Genomic DNA, 16,447 nt, shown 5'->3' with positions numbered 1-16,447 from the left:
CAGCTCTATTTACGTGGAAAAATTAGCTATTATTTGGTCAAATCATCAAAAAATTTCTTTACGCCATCGAAGAAGCTTTTAGAACGCGGACTATTGGTTTCACCACCAGTACCGCCTAAAGACTCACCCAATTCACGCAGTAATTCTTTCTGCCTTTCGTTCAATTTAACCGGTGTTTCTACTACTACCCGGCACAGCAAATCCCCTTGAACGCCGCCACGAACAGATTTAACGCCTTTGCCTTTCATGCGGAACATTTTACCCGTCTGGGTTTCCGCAGGTATTTTCAGTTTCACACGACCATCAAGCGTTGGTACTTCAATTTCTCCGCCCAACGCCGCCATTGCAAAGTTAACTGGCACTTCGCAATAAAGATTATTTTCTTCACGCTCAAAGATATGGTGCCGTTTCACCTGTACCTGAACGTACAAGTCACCAGCGGGTGCGCCATTACTCCCGGCTTCGCCCTCACCACTCAGACGAACACGGTCACCGGTGTCCACACCCGCCGGGATTTTGACAGACAATGTTTTATATTTTTCAACACGCCCATGACCACGACACTTATTACAAGAATCTTTAATGATCTGACCACGGCCATGACAGTGTGGACAAGGCTGCTGAACAGTAAAGAAGCCCTGACGCATATGAACCTGACCTGCGCCCTGACAGGTTGAACAGGTTACAGGACTGGTTCCTGCTTTAGCACCGCTACCATGACATACATCACAAGTTTCCAGTGTCGGGATGCGGATCTCTTTGGTCACACCACGGACCGCTTCTTCCAGCGTCAATTCCATGCTGTAACGCAAATCAGCACCACGGCTTTGGCGCTGCTGACGGCGACCACCGCCGAAGATATCACCGAAAACGTCACCAAAGATATCACTGAAATCGGCATCACCACCGAATCCACCACCACCCATACCGCCTTGTTCAAAAGCAGCATGACCATACTGGTCATAGGCAGCGCGTTTCTGATCATCCGTCAGGATCTCGTAAGCTTCTTTAACTTCTTTGAATTTGCTTTCTGCATCTTTATCGCCCTGATTACGATCGGGGTGATATTTCATTGCCAGTCGTTTATAGGCTTTTTTAATCTCTTTTTCGTCCGCTGTTTTGGAAACGCCCAAAACCTCGTAACAATCTCTCTTTGCCATCTCTTATTTTACCCTTAACATGCGCGCACGGGCGCAGAGTTCCCTCAACGCCCGTGCCGGTTAATCAGCAACAGTTGTCATAACTATCACCGCGCCCGCTAAGGGCAATTATTTTTTGTCTTTCACTTCTTCGAATTCAGCGTCTACAACGTCGTCATCTTTTTTCGCACTATCACCAGCGTCTGCTGCTGCCCCCGTCTGAGCCTGCTGCTGAGCAATTTCTAACAGCTTAGCGGAAGCCTGCACCAAAGCCTGAATTTTCGCTTCGATATCAGCTTTATCTTCGCCTTTGGCGACTTTTTCCAATTCAGCAACAGCGCTTTCAATAGCTGCTTTATCTTCTGCTGGCAGTTTGTCACCTGCTTCTTCTACTTGCTTACGAGTGCCGTGAACTAGTTGATCTGCCTGGTTACGAACCTGTACCAACTCTTCAAACTTACGATCAGATTCCGCGTTAGCTTCTGCATCACGAACCATCCGTTGAATTTCTTCCTCATTCAGACCAGAAGAAGCCTTGATAGTGATCTGCTGTTCGCGGCCACTATTTTTGTCTTTAGCAGACACATGCAAAATACCATCAGCATCAATGTCAAAAGTCACTTCAATCTGAGGCATACCACGCGGAGCTGGCTGAATACCATCTAGGTTAAACTGGCCCAGAGATTTGTTATCACCGGCACGTTTACGCTCCCCCTGCAACACATGGATAGTTACCGCAGCTTGGTTATCTTCTGCTGTAGAGAACACCTGGCTGTGTTTGGTTGGGATTGTGGTATTTTTCGCAATGAGGGCTGTCATCACGCCACCCATAGTTTCGATACCCAGAGACAGAGGCGTTACATCCAGCAACAACACGTCTTTCACATCACCAGACAGAACACCACCCTGTACTGCTGCACCCATGGCTACCGCTTCGTCAGGGTTCACGTCTTTACGTGGCTCTTTACCGAAGAAATCAGCGACCACTTTCTGGACCATTGGCATACGGGTTTGACCACCCACCAAAATCACATCGTTCACATCAGAAACTGACAAACCCGCATCTTGCAATGCAACCCTCACAGGCTCCATAGAGCGTTTGACCAGATCTTCTACCAGTGACTCCAGTTTCGCTCGGGTCACTTTGATGTTCATGTGCTTAGGACCAGTCGCATCCGCCGTGATGTACGGCAGGTTAACATCAGTCTGCTGTGCAGAAGAGAGCTCGATTTTCGCTTTTTCTGCTGCTTCTTTCAGACGCTGCATTGCCAGCGGGTCATTACGCAGATCAATGCCTTGATCTTTCTTAAATTCGTCAACCAGATAGTTGATCATACGGCTATCGAAGTCTTCACCACCCAAGTGAGTATCACCGTTGGTTGCAAGAACTTCATAGGTTTTTTCGCCGTCAACTTCATCAATCTCGATAATAGAAATATCGAAAGTACCACCGCCAAGGTCATAAACTGCAATGGTGCGGTTACCAACTTCTCTGTCCAAGCCATAAGCCAGTGCAGCGGCGGTTGGTTCGTTGATAATACGTTTTACTTCCAGACCAGCGATACGACCGGCATCTTTTGTTGCCTGACGCTGAGCATCGTTAAAATATGCAGGTACAGTGATTACCGCTTCAGTTACTGGCTCACCCAGATAATCTTCAGCTGTTTTCTTCATTTTTTTCAGAACTTCAGCAGAAACCTGAGGAGGAGCCATTTTCTGGTCTTTCACTTCCAACCATGCGTCACCGTTATCTGCCGCAATGATTTTGTATGGCATGATAGCTACATCGCGTTGTGCTTCATCGTCCTGAAAACGACGACCAATCAGACGCTTAATAGCAAACAGCGTATTTTGCGGGTTAGTAACAGCCTGACGTTTAGCCGGTTGACCAACCAGAGTTTCACCATCCTGGGTATATGCAATGATGGAAGGAGTTGTACGATCACCTTCGCTGTTTTCTAATACACGAGCTGTCGTGCCATCCATAATAGCTACACAAGAGTTGGTAGTTCCCAGGTCGATACCAATAATTTTACCCATCTAAACGCCTCCACAAGAAATTCGTAATCAGTCAAGTTGCTAATCAATATGAGGATAAGTATCTGCTTTTCAATGGCACCTATTTTTATGCCTTTATGCGATTCCTCACCTTTGCTTATATACATCAGCTGTATAAGACAGCGGTTAGCAACTGCGGTTGATTATAAGATGGGGCCGTTAAAACCAGCATCAAGGGGGGGAGTGAAAAAAAAACCTTTTTATTATTTCACAGGTCATTGTTTCCTTGCTGACAGATCATTATGATTCGCCACCTTTGCTATTTATTACTTTTATACCCAGTAGATTTCAATTTGCAGCACGGTGGCAAGTGAACGCATTCTCAGGCGCATAGATAACGATGTGACTGGGGTAAATGAAAGCAGCCAACAAAGCAGCGACTTGAAGGATGAAGGGTATACGATTTTCTTTCAGAGGACTTATGAGCACTAATCAGTTGGCAAATCCCGGCCCTTTAGGTTTGATGGGATTCGGCATGACAACCATTCTGCTTAATCTGCATAACGCAGGTTTCTTCCCACTGGCATCAGTTATCCTGAGTATGGGTATTTTTTATGGCGGCCTAGCTCAAGTCATTGCGGGGCTTTTCGAATATAAGAAAGGCAATACTTTCGCCGCTACCGCTTTCACCTCCTATGGACTGTTTTGGCTCAGTCTGGTCGGGTTGTTATTCCTACCCAAAATGGGACTGGCAGAAGTCACCAGCAGTCAGTATTTAGCGGTATATCTTGGCCTGTGGGGTATTTTTACTCTGTTTATGTTCTTTGGCACTTTTAAAACTAACCGCGTGCTACAATTTATCTTCGGCGGCCTAACGCTGCTATTTGCTATGTTAGCTATCGGAAACTTTACCGGAAATACCGCTCTGCTAACCATTGCCGGTTATGAAGGGATAATTTGTGGTGCCAGTGCATTTTATCTGGCAATGGCAGAAGTGCTGAATGAGCAATATGGCCGTACTGTCCTACCAATTGGCGAAATAAAACCGTCATAAACCAAGTTTTTACCTTGCACGCCATAACCTATAACTCATCAAGGGCCGTTGCCCTGATATTATGGGTTATTTTTAGCCTGTTATGGGGTGTCAGCCCCAATAACAGGCAATCAATCTTTGTGGATTTATTTTCAGTGCTAGTCTTGATAGATGTCAGATTAAGCTCGATTTTTTGATTATTTCTACAGTTAGCTCATTGCTCAGCGACGAGCACTCTTCGGTCTAAAAGCAGCAACTACCTTGTCATCGGTTTCAACATACGGGCCATCCAGCAGTTGGATACAATACGGCACGCTGGCAAAAATGCCGGGTACCAGAACTTCACCATGTTCGCCTTTCAAGCCTTCCAGCGTTTCTGCTATTGCTTTTGGTTGCCCTGGTAGGTTCAGGATAAGAGCCTGCTTGCGGATCACGCCAACCTGACGGGACAAAATTGCTGTTGGAACGAATTTTAAGCTAATTTGGCGCATCTGTTCGCCATAACCCGGCATTTCACGGTCTGCAACCGCCAATGTGGCATCAGGAGTCACATCCCGACGAGCTGGGCCAGTTCCACCAGTAGTTAGAACTAAATGACAACCGATTTCATCCACCAATTCACACAGGGTTTGTTCAATAATGATCTGCTCATCAGGGATTAAACGAGTTTCTACATGGAAAGGTGTCGTAATAGCACTTTTCAACCACTCTTCCAGCGCTGGAATCCCTTTGTCCTGATAAACACCGCTTGATGCACGATCAGAGACAGATACCAGACCAATGCGCAACTCATTCATATAAACCTCAATCAACACAATTAACTAATAGCAAAAAGGCGGCTAATTATGCCGCCTTTAAAACTAAAAGAATAGTTTATGACCTATCATTACAGCAGATCAGCGATCATCTTCTCAAGTTTGCCCTGATCTACAGCAAATTTACGGATACCATCCGCCAGTTTTTCTGTTGCCATTGCATCTTGATGGTGTTCCCAATAGAACTGAGCTTCATTCAGTGGCTCTGGACGCGCTTTAACGTCACCGGTATAACCCAATTTACATTCAATCTCACCCTGAGCTTCAGATAATTCTTTCAACAGCGCAGGGGCGATAGTCAAACGGTCACAACCAGCCAATTCCAGGATCTCACCGGAATTACGGAAACTTGCTCCCATAACAACGGTGTCATAGCCATGTTGCTTATAATATTGGTAGATCTCGGTCACAGAAATAACGCCTGGATCTTCGTGTGGCGCGAATTCTTTTTTATCGCTGTTCGCTTTATACCAGTCAAGGATACGACCAACGAATGGCGAAATCAGGTAAACTCCCGCTTCGGCACAAGCACGCGCCTGAGCAAAGGAAAACAACAGAGTCAGGTTACAGTTAATACCTTGTTTTTCTAACTGCTCAGCCGCACGGATACCCTGCCAGGTTGAAGCCAGTTTAATCAGAATACGATCATTGCTGATACCCGCTTCGTTATACAGCTTTATCAGGCGCTTAGCTTTAGCGACACTGGCTTCGGTGTCATAAGATAGACGAGCATCTACTTCAGTAGAGATACGGCCTGGGATCAATTTCAGAATTTCCAAACCAATATTCACCGCCAGTTTATCGCTGGCATCTACAATCTGCTGCTCACGGGAGTTACTCTGTTCGCGCGCCCACGCAATTGCTTCATCAATTAGTTTACGGTATTCAGGGATCTGTGCAGCGTTAAGGATCAGAGATGGGTTAGTTGTCGCATCTTGTGGCTGATAAAGTTTCATCGCCGCAATATCCCCGGTATCTGCTACTACTGTTGTCAGTTTACGCAGGGAGGTTAGTTTATCGGTCATTTTGTCATATCTCATCGTTATGCGTGAAATTGTGGCATTGTGGCTGCGCCATCCATTGATAATAACACGGTAAGATCTTGCTGCAAGGCGGTAAAACGATCACTCACACCGGTCACAGAGTTATACTATGCTCCCGGGAATTAGAAGATAAATTTTTTCACAAAAAATTACTTTAATGTGAGTTTATTCTCAACGTCGGCACTTATTTTCTTTGCAACAAAAACTGAGCTCAAAGAACACATTGCAAAAAAGAGAAATAAAATACTACTTCCTAGCAAAGGGATTAACCCTATTATGATAATACCAAAGGCTGACTGGTAACTTCTTGAAATTGCATCCGAAGACGATATTATTCTAGCAAAATATTTTTCTGGGGTCAGCTCTTGCCCTGATGTATAGAGAGATATCCTTAAAAAAGAGAGTCCGATAAAAATAAGCATAGTTCCCAAAGTATAAAATAACAGGACACTTTTTGACAAAGGCATAGCCCAAAGAATACTCCCAACTGCAATCAATAGAGAACCAAGAAAGAAAGATTTTTTTAATTTACTTATATTGAAATAGTAGCTAGAAAAATAAGATCCAAATAACATCGAAACAGAAGCTAAAAAGGAAAAATAAGCAATTAAATCAGAAAAAGAAAACGAATATAATTCACTAAATAAAGAGACAATTGTTGCATAGTGAGAAGTCATTATATAGGTTGAAATCACTTGGTATGACACCATTGCAGTTAAAATACTTATCCTGAATAATAATATATTTCTCTGAGTATTATTCTTGATAATATATTCTAAACCACCATATTTCATAGAAATATCTTTTTCCTTTATTTTAGTTCCCCAATCACTGATAAAAAATAAAAATATAATTGATAACATAAAGCACATTGATTCAATAAGAAATAAAGATCGTATTGAAATCATATTTATCAAAAAACCTGCTATCAACGGAGAGGATATAGAGAGCAACCCATAATAGAATTGTTGCTTTGATATAAAAGCAACTCTTTCTTCTGAGCTGACAAATACTTGGTACGCCACTGACCTTATCGATATATTTAAACCTGAAAAAAATGACAGCAGGAAAGATATGAAAAATAATAAATACATATTATTGACAAATACAGCAAGAAATATTGTTACTGCCCGGAAGAAATCCGAAGAAATACAAATAGCCCGCATACTCAACCGAGCAGTTAGCCCGCCAATAACTACAAAAACTAATATACTCGCTGTTAACCTTAAAGATACCATTAAAGACGTATCTATCTCCGACTTGGTAATTGAATATACAAGTGAAAGAAGCGCTATTTCACTTATTCCTGTACCAAAGATAGATATTACATCAGAGGATAATAGCTTGTTTTTATTCTCCATATCTTATCCCATTTATATTTTATTTATCCAATCGATTTCATTAATGGTATTTCCCCGATTTCAATTAAATAAGAACAATGATTACAAACATGCCTAAATTTCCTATTATCAAAATCATCACCGTAAGCATGTGTATATGTAATTCCACAATTATCACATACATCATATTTAGGATTTTCTACATTATAATTTTTATATAATCGCTCAAGTGACTCAAAAAAATTGAATCCCAACCCTGGCCAAACACCCGATAATAAATCAGCTATAAAATAATTTATATCCCTATTATGATCTCCTCTATCATAGTCTGTAGGCGATCCCTGTTTCGAATGGTGTTCAGGAGCCACAATTTTAAGATATAATGTCAATTCTTTTTTAGTTATTGTCCATAATGGTGATACATGCGTAAACTCTCCCCACGTTTTCAATGGAGCCGACTCACCTAATAAGATTCCCAAAGTATATGTTCTAAATATACTGGTAAATAAATCTTCAAAATGGTAACCAAACGATAAATTAAAAACTCCCTTTTCTCTTGCAAATCTTTCAACACAAGCTCTCATAATGGTATGCCACAAAGTAATTGAACGCCCACGTCCACTTGTTACAAGCACTTTTTCAATAACGTTTTCAAAACCATTTGTAAAATGCATCGTTTCATTAACATAAGAAAGTGGTAATATTGTATAGTCTCTTACACCCAAATTTGCGATAGCCTCAGCAGCCACTTTAACATCTGCGCCTGATGCTGCCGTATCAGCAACAGTAACTCCAATTAACTCATGCTTTGGCAATTTATCCACATTTCTTCTCAAAAGATATAATAATGCCAGACTATCTCTACCTCCAGATAAGGCAAGTACAATTTTATCATTTTCCTTAATCAAAGACTTAGTAAGAATCCCTTGAACAAACATGTCATCAATATATTTTACAAAACTATCCTCATTAAATTGTGTTTGTTTTAGATCGCAAATACCATTCTCTTTAAACCAGAGTATTCTCTTAGTATAAATTGAATCTGTATTTTCCTGTGTTACCTCAACGCCATCATCTTCCCATAAACGTAAAGTTCTGCAATATTCTGGGAGTTGATATGCCCTTACCATATCCAAAACTATTTTATCGCTTTCTTTTACTACATAGCTTTGATCATCTGTTATTTTATCATTCACATAGCAAAGTATAGAGTCTTGGGGTATGTAATTCTCCTTCAGGAATCTTCTCAACGGGATCCCAGACTTTGCAGAAAGCACATGAATTTTATCTAACCTATCTTTAAGCAACACGGTATGTTTTTTCATAATAATCTCTTACAAGAAAGAGCCTGTTGTTAGATACAACAGGCTTCTATTTTAAATATGGGCGATACTCTCACCGACACTCATGAGCAAGTCAGCATCACGTTTAATACGTCCAATAATCATTTGATTGATTTCTTCGAAACCAATTTCATCCTGCGAAACACTAAATAACCTTATAGGTTCAGCTTTACGAGTAAATATAGGCTGAAATAGCTTTTGAGCTGTTGATTGCATCTCTATTCCTCCAATTTTATAAAAAACAAATTTGCAAGAAGTGCTCTCACCTTTAGAATAACTACACTATTACAGCTCAAGAAAAATAGATCAAACGCACAAAAATTAACATTTAAATAACTGCAAAAACTTAATTTAAATTTACATATAAATTTAAATTAAAATATATCTTAAGAAATCATTTAAATATTATTATCATTAAAGATAATATCGAACAATAAAATGGAATGTAAAATTATCAGCTGGTTACGCCACAGATAGCACGCACACAGTTTCTGTTATCATTGTTATTCATTCTCTATTATCCTATCTTTTGTTAAAGTCACTTAATCTGAACAACCGGGATAACATTATGCTTATCACTATTTCACCAGCAAAAACCCTTGATTATGAAAGCCCACTTGCCACGGAAAAATATAGTCAGCCAGCATTACTTAATCAGTCAGAACAGCTAATTAGCATCTGCCGTAAACTAACACCTGCCCAAATTGCCAGTTTGATGGGTATCAGCGATAAACTTGCCGGTCTGAATGCGGCCCGCTTTGGCGAATGGCATGCTGATTTCACGCCAGAAAATGCACGTCAGGCTATTCTGGCATTTAAAGGTGATGTGTATACCGGTATGCAAGCTGAAGGTTTTTCCGACAAGGATTTTGATTTTGCTCAGGATCATCTGCGTATCCTGTCTGGCCTTTATGGCATGCTTCGTCCTTTAGATCTGATGCAACCTTACCGGTTGGAAATGGGGATCAAGCTGGAGAATCAACGTGGCAGAGATCTTTATTCTTTCTGGGGAGAGCTGATCACAGAAAAACTTAATGAAGCCCTGGATCAGCAAGGCGATAATGTATTGGTTAATCTGGCTTCCGATGAATATTTCAAATCCGTTAATACAAAAAAATTAGCCGGTAAGATCATTAAACCTGTATTCCTTGATGAAAAAAACGGTAAGTATAAGATTATCAGCTTCTATGCGAAAAAAGCCCGTGGGCTGATGAGTCGGTTTATTATTCAGAATCAGTTAACACAAATTGACCGTCTGGTGGAATTCAATCTGGATGGTTACGCTTTTAATGAATCGTTATCCAAAGGGAATGAACTGGTATTTAAGCGACCGGAACAACATTAAAAAATTTTTGCGATATATACCAATGGATTTCAAGATGGATCGCGACGGCAAGGGGCGAATCCCCGGGAGCATAGATAACTCAGTGACCGGGGTGAGTGAGTGCAGCCAACCAAGAGGCAACTTGAAAAATAACGGGTATAAACGCCGCATGATCTGTGCGGCGCCTATTTTCTTGATTACTTAGGTGCTCTTTCCATCAGGAAAGTACGCAATTTAGCAAAATCTGCCAGTAAGTAATGAGATAACAATGTCAAATCAGCTCGTTCTGCCAGAGCTTCAGGCAGTGGTAATTCCTCACCCAGAATCTGCTCCACACTCTCTTTAAATTTCGCCGGATGAGCTGTACCGAGAAATAATCCGTATTCATCTTCCTGTAATTGATCACGCAAAACTCGGTAAGCAACGGCTGCATGAGGCTCAGAGATATAATCCAGTTTAGCCAATTCCTTGATGGTCCCTTTAGTGACTTCATCACTGACTATGCCATACCCCAATTCACTTAATTTCCAGGAGCGACGACAAAATAGTTCTTCAATACGCGGCCAGTTGTTTGGCTGACTCACATCCATTGCGTTGGAAAGCGTAGCAACCGTCTGATGAGGAAGCCATTTTCCATCCGCCAGATAACGTGGAACTGTGTCGTTAACATTAGTCGCTGCGATAAAACGTTTTACCGGCAATCCCATTGATTTTGCCAATAAACCGGCAGTTAAATCACCAAAATTCCCACTGGGTACAGAAATAACTAATTTTTTACGCTTATCTTCCGGTACCTGAGCCACCGCCTCAAAGTAATAGCAAATTTGTGCCAGCAAGCGACTAATGTTAATTGAGTTAGCTGAATTGAGATACAGAGCCTGTTTCAACTCTTGATCATCAAACGCCTGTTTAACCAGCGCCTGGCAATCATCGAAATCGCCATCAATTGCAACTGTGTGAATGTTACCGCCCAATGTACAGAAGAGTTTTTCCTGTAACGGGCTAATTTTACCCTGCGGATAGAGAATAACCACCTGTACATTATTCAATCCATAGAAAGCATGCGCTACTGCTGCACCAGTATCGCCAGATGTCGCGGTTAAAATAGTCACAGGCTGTTCACCCGCAACCTGTGCCAGTATTTGTGCCATAAAACGGCCACCAAAATCTTTGAATGCCAGAGTCGGGCCGTGGAATAATTCCAGCGTTGCAATATCATCTGTCACTTTTGCAACAGGTGCTGGAAAAGTAAAAGCATTCTCAATTCGTGCCGCCAGTTGTTCTGGCGGAATTTCATCACCAATAAACGCTGAAAGAATGCGACCACTGCGGGTAACAAAATCCAGTTTCAACAGTTGGTCAATTTCTTCACGACTGAATTCAGGTAAATCTTGCGGGAAGAAAAGTCCTTGCTGTTTACCTAACCCCTGTTTTACTGCCTGCGCAAAACTCACCTGCTCGCTGTTGTCTTTTAAGTTATACAGTTTCATCAGTTACCCTATCTGTCGTGCGCCTGCGAGATCCAGACGGCAAATGTGTACAAAACCTTCATCATTCTGAACATAATGCTGTTGCAGCCACTCAGCCATTTTCTCTGCGGTAGCCATATCATTACAAATGGAAAACAACGTCGGGCCGGAACCAGAAATACCACAGGCCAATGCGCCTATCTCTTTTGCTGCTTCACGAGCTTTATTAAAACCTGGTAACAGTTGTCTACGGTACGGCTCAGCAACAACATCTTTCATCAATCTGGCTGCCAGTTCAGGTTGCTGTGTATGACAAGCATGAATAAAACCAGCAAGAAAACGCCCATGGTCGATAACATCCCGCTTCGAGTACTTAGCAGGTAAAATTGCTCTGGCTTCTGAGGTAGAAACTTTAATGCCCGGATAAGCCATCACCCAGAGCCATTCATCAAATGAAGGCACTGACTGACAGATAATATCCCCTTGTTCCATAATCAGTTGCAAACCGCCAAGGTAACATGGCGCGACGTTATCATAGTGAATGCTGCCTGAAATACGCCCTTCCAACTCGCCCATCATTTCCAGTAATTGACCTTCGCTGAACGGGCGTCCCGTAAATTCGTTGAGTGCCATTAAACCCGCTACAACAGAACAAGCGCTGGAACCAAGACCAGAACCAATTGGCATATTCTTTTCTAGCGTCATCTCCACAGGTAATTGTTTACCTAAACGCTGGCAGAATAACTGCCAACATTGATAAACGATGTTGTTCTCCTGTTTTTCAGGTAGCTTCCCCACAAATCGTCCTTCATTACGCAAACTGAAACTATCCGCCGCACGAACAGCAACACAGTCACCTAACAAAGTCCCATCAACTGGAGAAACTGCGGCTCCCAGTACATCAAACCCAACACTGACATTCCCAATAGATGCGGGAGCATAGACTTTAATCACAATTAAACTCCCTGTTTCCAGGATAAAGTACGCAGCATATCGGCAAAAACCCCGGCGGCTGTAACATCATTACCGGCTCCGTAACCACGCAGTACCAACGGTATCGGCTGATAGTAACGAGTGTAGAATGCCAGCGCATTTTCGCCATTTTTAACTTTATAAAGCGGGTCATTGCCATCTACAGCAGCAATTTTTACTCTGCAACGACCATTCTCAATCATGCCAATATAACGTAACACTTTCCCTTGAGCTTTCGCTTCTGCTACACGCTGGTTGAAAACCTGATCAAGCGAGGATAGACGTTCAAGGAAAGTCTCCACATTGCCGCTATCATCAAAGGAAGCGGGTAACACCGGCTCTACATCAATATCATCCAATTCAAGCTCACAACCTGACTCACGTGCGAGGATTAACAGCTTACGGGCAACATCCATACCAGAGAGATCATCACGAGGATCTGGCTCGGTATAACCTTTCTCTTTCGCCAGTAAAGTTGCCTGAGATAATGATATCCCTTCATCCAACATACCGAAAATAAAGGAAAGAGAGCCGGAAAGAATGCCATTAAACTGAACCAACTCATCACCCGCATTCAGCAAATTCTGTAAGTTTTCAATAACAGGTAGACCCGCTCCCACATTGGTGTCATACAGGAATTTTCGTTTGGATTTTTCTGCTGCCTTACGGATCTGATGGTAATAAACCATTGATGCAGTGTTAGCTTTCTTATTCGGCGTTACTACATTAAACCCATCACTCAGGAAGCTAGCATACTGATCTGCAATTTGCTGATTAGAGGTACAATCCACTATCACCGGATTAAGCAAATGATACTCTTTCTCCAGGCGGATCAGACGACTCAGGCTAAATGGCTCTTTAACTTCTGACAAACATTGCTGCCAATTATCGAGACAAATACCTCTCATATCCGTCAGCATAGCCCGTGAATTAGCGATACCACATACCCGTAAATCAATGTGTTTTTGTTTTAACCACGCTTGCTGGCGACGGATTTGCTCAATTAAAGCGCTACCAACACCACCGACGCCGACAACAAAAACCTCGATCACCTGATCAGTGTTAAATAACATCTGATGGCATAGGCGAACTGCGGTAGTAGCAACTTCATTGTCGATAACCGCCGAGATAGAACGTTCAGAAGACCCTTGTGCAATGGCAACAATATTGATGTTACCGCGAGCGAGAGCCGAGAAAAAACGGGCAGAAATGCCGCGCAGAGTACGCATACCATCACCCACAACAGAGATGATAGAGAGATTTTCCATCACATCCAAAGGATCAAGTACACCATCTTTCAGTTCTAGATAGAATTCTTCACTCAATGCCTGACGTGCACGTTCCAGTTCACGTTGAGGCACACAGAAACTGATGCTGTATTCTGAAGATGACTGAGTGATTAACACAACAGAAATCCCTTTGCGGGACATAACCGCAAATACTCGTGCGGCCATACCAACCATACCCTTCATTCCGGGACCTGATACGTTAATCATGGCCATATTGCTGAGGTTGGTAATACCTTTCACTGGTGTACTTTCATCTTTCTGCCCATCACCGATAAGTGTTCCCGGCGCATCAGGATTGGCTGTATTTTTAATCAAACAAGGAATCTGAAATTGAGCAATCGGAGCAATAGTCCGCGGATGGAGCACTTTAGCCCCAAAATAAGAGAGTTCCATTGCTTCCTGATAGGACATTCCTTTTAATAAACGTGCATCTGGCACAATTCTTGGATCACAGGTATAGACACCATCGACATCAGTCCAGATTTCACAACATTTAGCACGCAAACAAGCAGCCAAAACAGCGGCAGAATAGTCAGAACCATTACGTCCTAAGACAACCAACTCTCCTTGATCATTCCCAGCGGTAAAACCCGCCATCAGGATAATATGATCATCAGGAATATTTAGAGAAGAAATGCGCGTTGTAGACTCATTAATATCTACTGTAGATTCAAGATAATGACCTTGTGCCAACAGATTTTTTACCGGATCAATCACTGTGACCTTATGACCACGCGCCTGTAATACAGATGCCATAATGGCGATAGAGAGTTTTTCACCACGGCAAATCAGAGAAGCGTTAATACTGTCCGGGCATTGGCCCAATAATGAGATACCATGCAAAACCTGTTTTAATTGAGCAAATTCTTGCTCAACCATCATTTTTAACCGTTCATAATCAAAACCGGGTTGCGCCTGTACTAGCCCCTGCAATAAATCAGCAAAGATCTGTTCAGCATCGTGCATATGGGTAATAACGTCTTGCCCAACCACAGTTTTTTCGATCATGGCGACTAAATGATTAGTTATTTTTGCCGGGGCAGAAAGCACTAACGCAACCCCTCCTTGAGAAAGCTTTTTCTCAGCGATATCGGCGACACTCAGCATACGCTGGCAGTTAGCGACCGAAGTCCCTCCAAATTTAAGCACTAGCATTGACATTTTTCTCCTGATTCAGCGCCAAAAAAAAACCCGCATCTGATTTAGATGCGGGCTTTTTTATCTGTTTTGTGTATGCGTCAGCCCGCCCCGCAACTTGTAGTTCCGGTGGTAGTAATAATTGTGGTTTTCAGGCTGATTGTTTGCATAAGTTCCTGTCTGTCATTTAATGAGTTCGACCCTATATTGGTTAAAGGAATCTGTGCGCAAAGTCAAACATTTTCTTTAGACAACCTTATATTTTCGATATTTCTTGCATTGAAATAATTTATTCTATAGTCACCAATGCAAACAAATATATCCAATTTAATGCCTTCGTTCAGTTGTTAACTCTATTTTTAACAAAATTAACAATATATTTTGTCTTTTAGTAAAAATCAGGTATTTTTGTTCACCGGCAAGCACAAGAAAGACTATTTTTTATACAAAAGTATTTTGCATGTTAACAGAAATTTTTCATTTTCCTGCATAATACAAAGTATAAAATAACAAATATAAATAATATTAACGTGCTACAATCAATTTTGATGTACGTCAATAAAAGGTAGTTTTTTTAGATGGTAAATGCATTGCAAGCTGTTATATTGCTGTTAATAGACTAACATAACACTGTTTAACCAGTTTTTTCGGGTACATGCCCACCAAAGGAAAAACAACTTTTACTTTCAGTGTAAAACATATCAATAAATGTTATTACTGACTTAAACTATAATTTCAGTGATGACAAACAATAACCAGTAAATATCCTGAGATAAGAGTAGTTTGAGTCATTCTGATTTTATTTTTAAGCGATTTTAGGTAGCAACCATGCAAACCCCGCACATTTTGATTGTTGAAGACGAAATTGTCACTCGCAACACCCTGAAAAGCATTTTCGAGGCTGAAGGGTATGTTGTTTATGAAGCCACCGATGGTTCAGAAATGCATCATATTCTGTCAGACAACGACATTAACCTGGTGATTATGGATATCAATCTTCCAGGCAAAAATGGCTTGTTACTTGCCCGCGAATTGCGTGAACAAGCGAATGTTGCTTTGATGTTCCTGACCGGCCGTGATAATGAAGTGGACAAAATCCTTGGGTTGGAAATTGGGGCAGATGATTATATCACCAAACCATTTAACCCACGTGAACTGACCATTCGCGCCCGTAACCTGCTTTCTCGCACCATGAATTTGAGTAACGTCAGCGAGGAACGCCGCCAGATTGAAAGCTACAAATTCAATGGTTGGGAATTAGATATCAATAGCCGCTCTCTGATCAGCCCTGCTGGTGAACAATATAAATTGCCACGTAGTGAGTTCCGCGCCATGCTTCATTTCTGTGAAAATCCGGGCAAAATCCAGACTCGCGCAGACTTGCTGAAAAAAATGACAGGCCGTGAACTGAAGCCCCATGATCGTACTGTTGATGTGACAATTCGTCGTATCCGTAAGCATTTCGAATCTACCCCAGATACTATGGAGATCATTGCCACTATTCATGGTGAGGGTTATCGTTTCTGTGGTGATTTAGAAGCGTGA

The 16,447-nt window shown here is 41.9% G+C and carries 13 protein-coding genes and 1 other annotated feature; of the genes, 3 read left to right on the top strand and 10 right to left on the bottom strand.

Annotated features, from left to right (window positions below):
* Window positions 1–29: 29 nt before the first annotated feature.
* Together dnaJ and dnaK are read right to left on the bottom strand one after the other, a co-directional pair.
* On the bottom strand, window positions 30–1,160 hold the full coding sequence (gene dnaJ / locus AM629_RS06770) for a molecular chaperone DnaJ (RefSeq protein WP_054477362.1): 1,131 nt from the start codon (window positions 1,158–1,160) through the stop codon (window positions 30–32).
* Between the two features lie 108 nt (window positions 1,161–1,268).
* Entirely contained in the window at window positions 1,269–3,179 is a 1,911-nt protein-coding gene (gene dnaK / locus AM629_RS06765) for a molecular chaperone DnaK (protein ID WP_054477361.1), read from the bottom strand.
* 439 nt (window positions 3,180–3,618) lie between these two features.
* Between dnaK and satP the strand changes: the two genes are divergently transcribed.
* On the top strand, window positions 3,619–4,191 hold the full coding sequence (gene satP / locus AM629_RS06760) for an acetate uptake transporter (protein WP_054477359.1): 573 nt from the start codon (window positions 3,619–3,621) through the stop codon (window positions 4,189–4,191).
* Between the two features lie 200 nt (window positions 4,192–4,391).
* On the opposite strand, the gene mog is transcribed toward satP, so the two are convergent.
* From mog to AM629_RS06735, 5 genes are all read right to left on the bottom strand, one after another.
* Window positions 4,392–4,967, bottom strand: a complete 576-nt coding sequence (mog, locus tag AM629_RS06755) for a molybdopterin adenylyltransferase (protein WP_054477403.1) — start codon at window positions 4,965–4,967, stop codon at window positions 4,392–4,394.
* 89 nt (window positions 4,968–5,056) lie between these two features.
* On the bottom strand, window positions 5,057–6,010 hold the full coding sequence (tal, locus tag AM629_RS06750; RefSeq protein WP_054477357.1) for a transaldolase: 954 nt from the start codon (window positions 6,008–6,010) through the stop codon (window positions 5,057–5,059).
* Between the two features lie 167 nt (window positions 6,011–6,177).
* Window positions 6,178–7,389, bottom strand: coding sequence for an MFS transporter (locus tag AM629_RS06745; RefSeq protein ID WP_054477355.1), 1,212 nt, complete (start codon window positions 7,387–7,389; stop codon window positions 6,178–6,180).
* 23 nt (window positions 7,390–7,412) lie between these two features.
* Window positions 7,413–8,693: a tRNA lysidine(34) synthetase gene (locus tag AM629_RS06740; RefSeq protein ID WP_054477354.1), complete on the bottom strand. Its 1,281-nt coding sequence runs from the start codon at window positions 8,691–8,693 to the stop codon at window positions 7,413–7,415.
* Between the two features lie 51 nt (window positions 8,694–8,744).
* Window positions 8,745–8,927 (bottom strand): hypothetical protein, encoded by a 183-nt coding sequence (locus tag AM629_RS06735; RefSeq protein WP_054477352.1) that lies wholly within the window; start codon window positions 8,925–8,927, stop codon window positions 8,745–8,747.
* A gap of 352 nt (window positions 8,928–9,279) precedes the next feature.
* Here AM629_RS06735 and yaaA point away from each other — a divergent pair, with 352 nt between their 5' ends.
* The gene (gene yaaA, locus AM629_RS06730; protein WP_054477351.1) at window positions 9,280–10,056 is read left to right on the top strand and encodes a peroxide stress protein YaaA; all 777 of its coding nucleotides are present in this window, start codon (window positions 9,280–9,282) and stop codon (window positions 10,054–10,056) included.
* 176 nt (window positions 10,057–10,232) lie between these two features.
* Here yaaA and thrC read toward each other — a convergent pair whose 3' ends face one another.
* Genes thrC through thrA form a run of 3 tightly spaced genes read right to left on the bottom strand, consistent with a single transcriptional unit; the run spans window position 10,233 to window position 14,920 of the window.
* On the bottom strand, window positions 10,233–11,525 hold the full coding sequence (gene thrC, locus AM629_RS06725; RefSeq protein WP_054477349.1) for a threonine synthase: 1,293 nt from the start codon (window positions 11,523–11,525) through the stop codon (window positions 10,233–10,235).
* Window positions 11,526–11,528: 3 nt separating this feature from the next.
* Window positions 11,529–12,458, bottom strand: coding sequence for a homoserine kinase (gene thrB, locus AM629_RS06720; RefSeq protein WP_054477347.1), 930 nt, complete (start codon window positions 12,456–12,458; stop codon window positions 11,529–11,531).
* A 2-nt stretch (window positions 12,459–12,460) separates the two neighbouring features.
* On the bottom strand, window positions 12,461–14,920 hold the full coding sequence (thrA, locus tag AM629_RS06715) for a bifunctional aspartate kinase/homoserine dehydrogenase I (RefSeq protein WP_054477401.1): 2,460 nt from the start codon (window positions 14,918–14,920) through the stop codon (window positions 12,461–12,463).
* 25 nt (window positions 14,921–14,945) lie between these two features.
* Window positions 14,946–15,065: a sequence feature (Thr leader region), on the bottom strand.
* A 665-nt stretch (window positions 15,066–15,730) separates the two neighbouring features.
* On the opposite strand from thrA, the gene arcA reads away from it, so the two are divergent.
* Entirely contained in the window at window positions 15,731–16,447 is a 717-nt protein-coding gene (arcA, locus tag AM629_RS06710; protein ID WP_054477346.1) for a two-component system response regulator ArcA, read from the top strand.

This window comes from Photorhabdus heterorhabditis (genome assembly GCF_001280945.1).
Classification (GTDB): domain Bacteria; phylum Pseudomonadota; class Gammaproteobacteria; order Enterobacterales; family Enterobacteriaceae; genus Photorhabdus; species Photorhabdus heterorhabditis.
The sequence above is the reverse complement of the archived record's forward strand: the minus strand, read 5'-3'. Positions and strand labels throughout refer to the sequence as shown.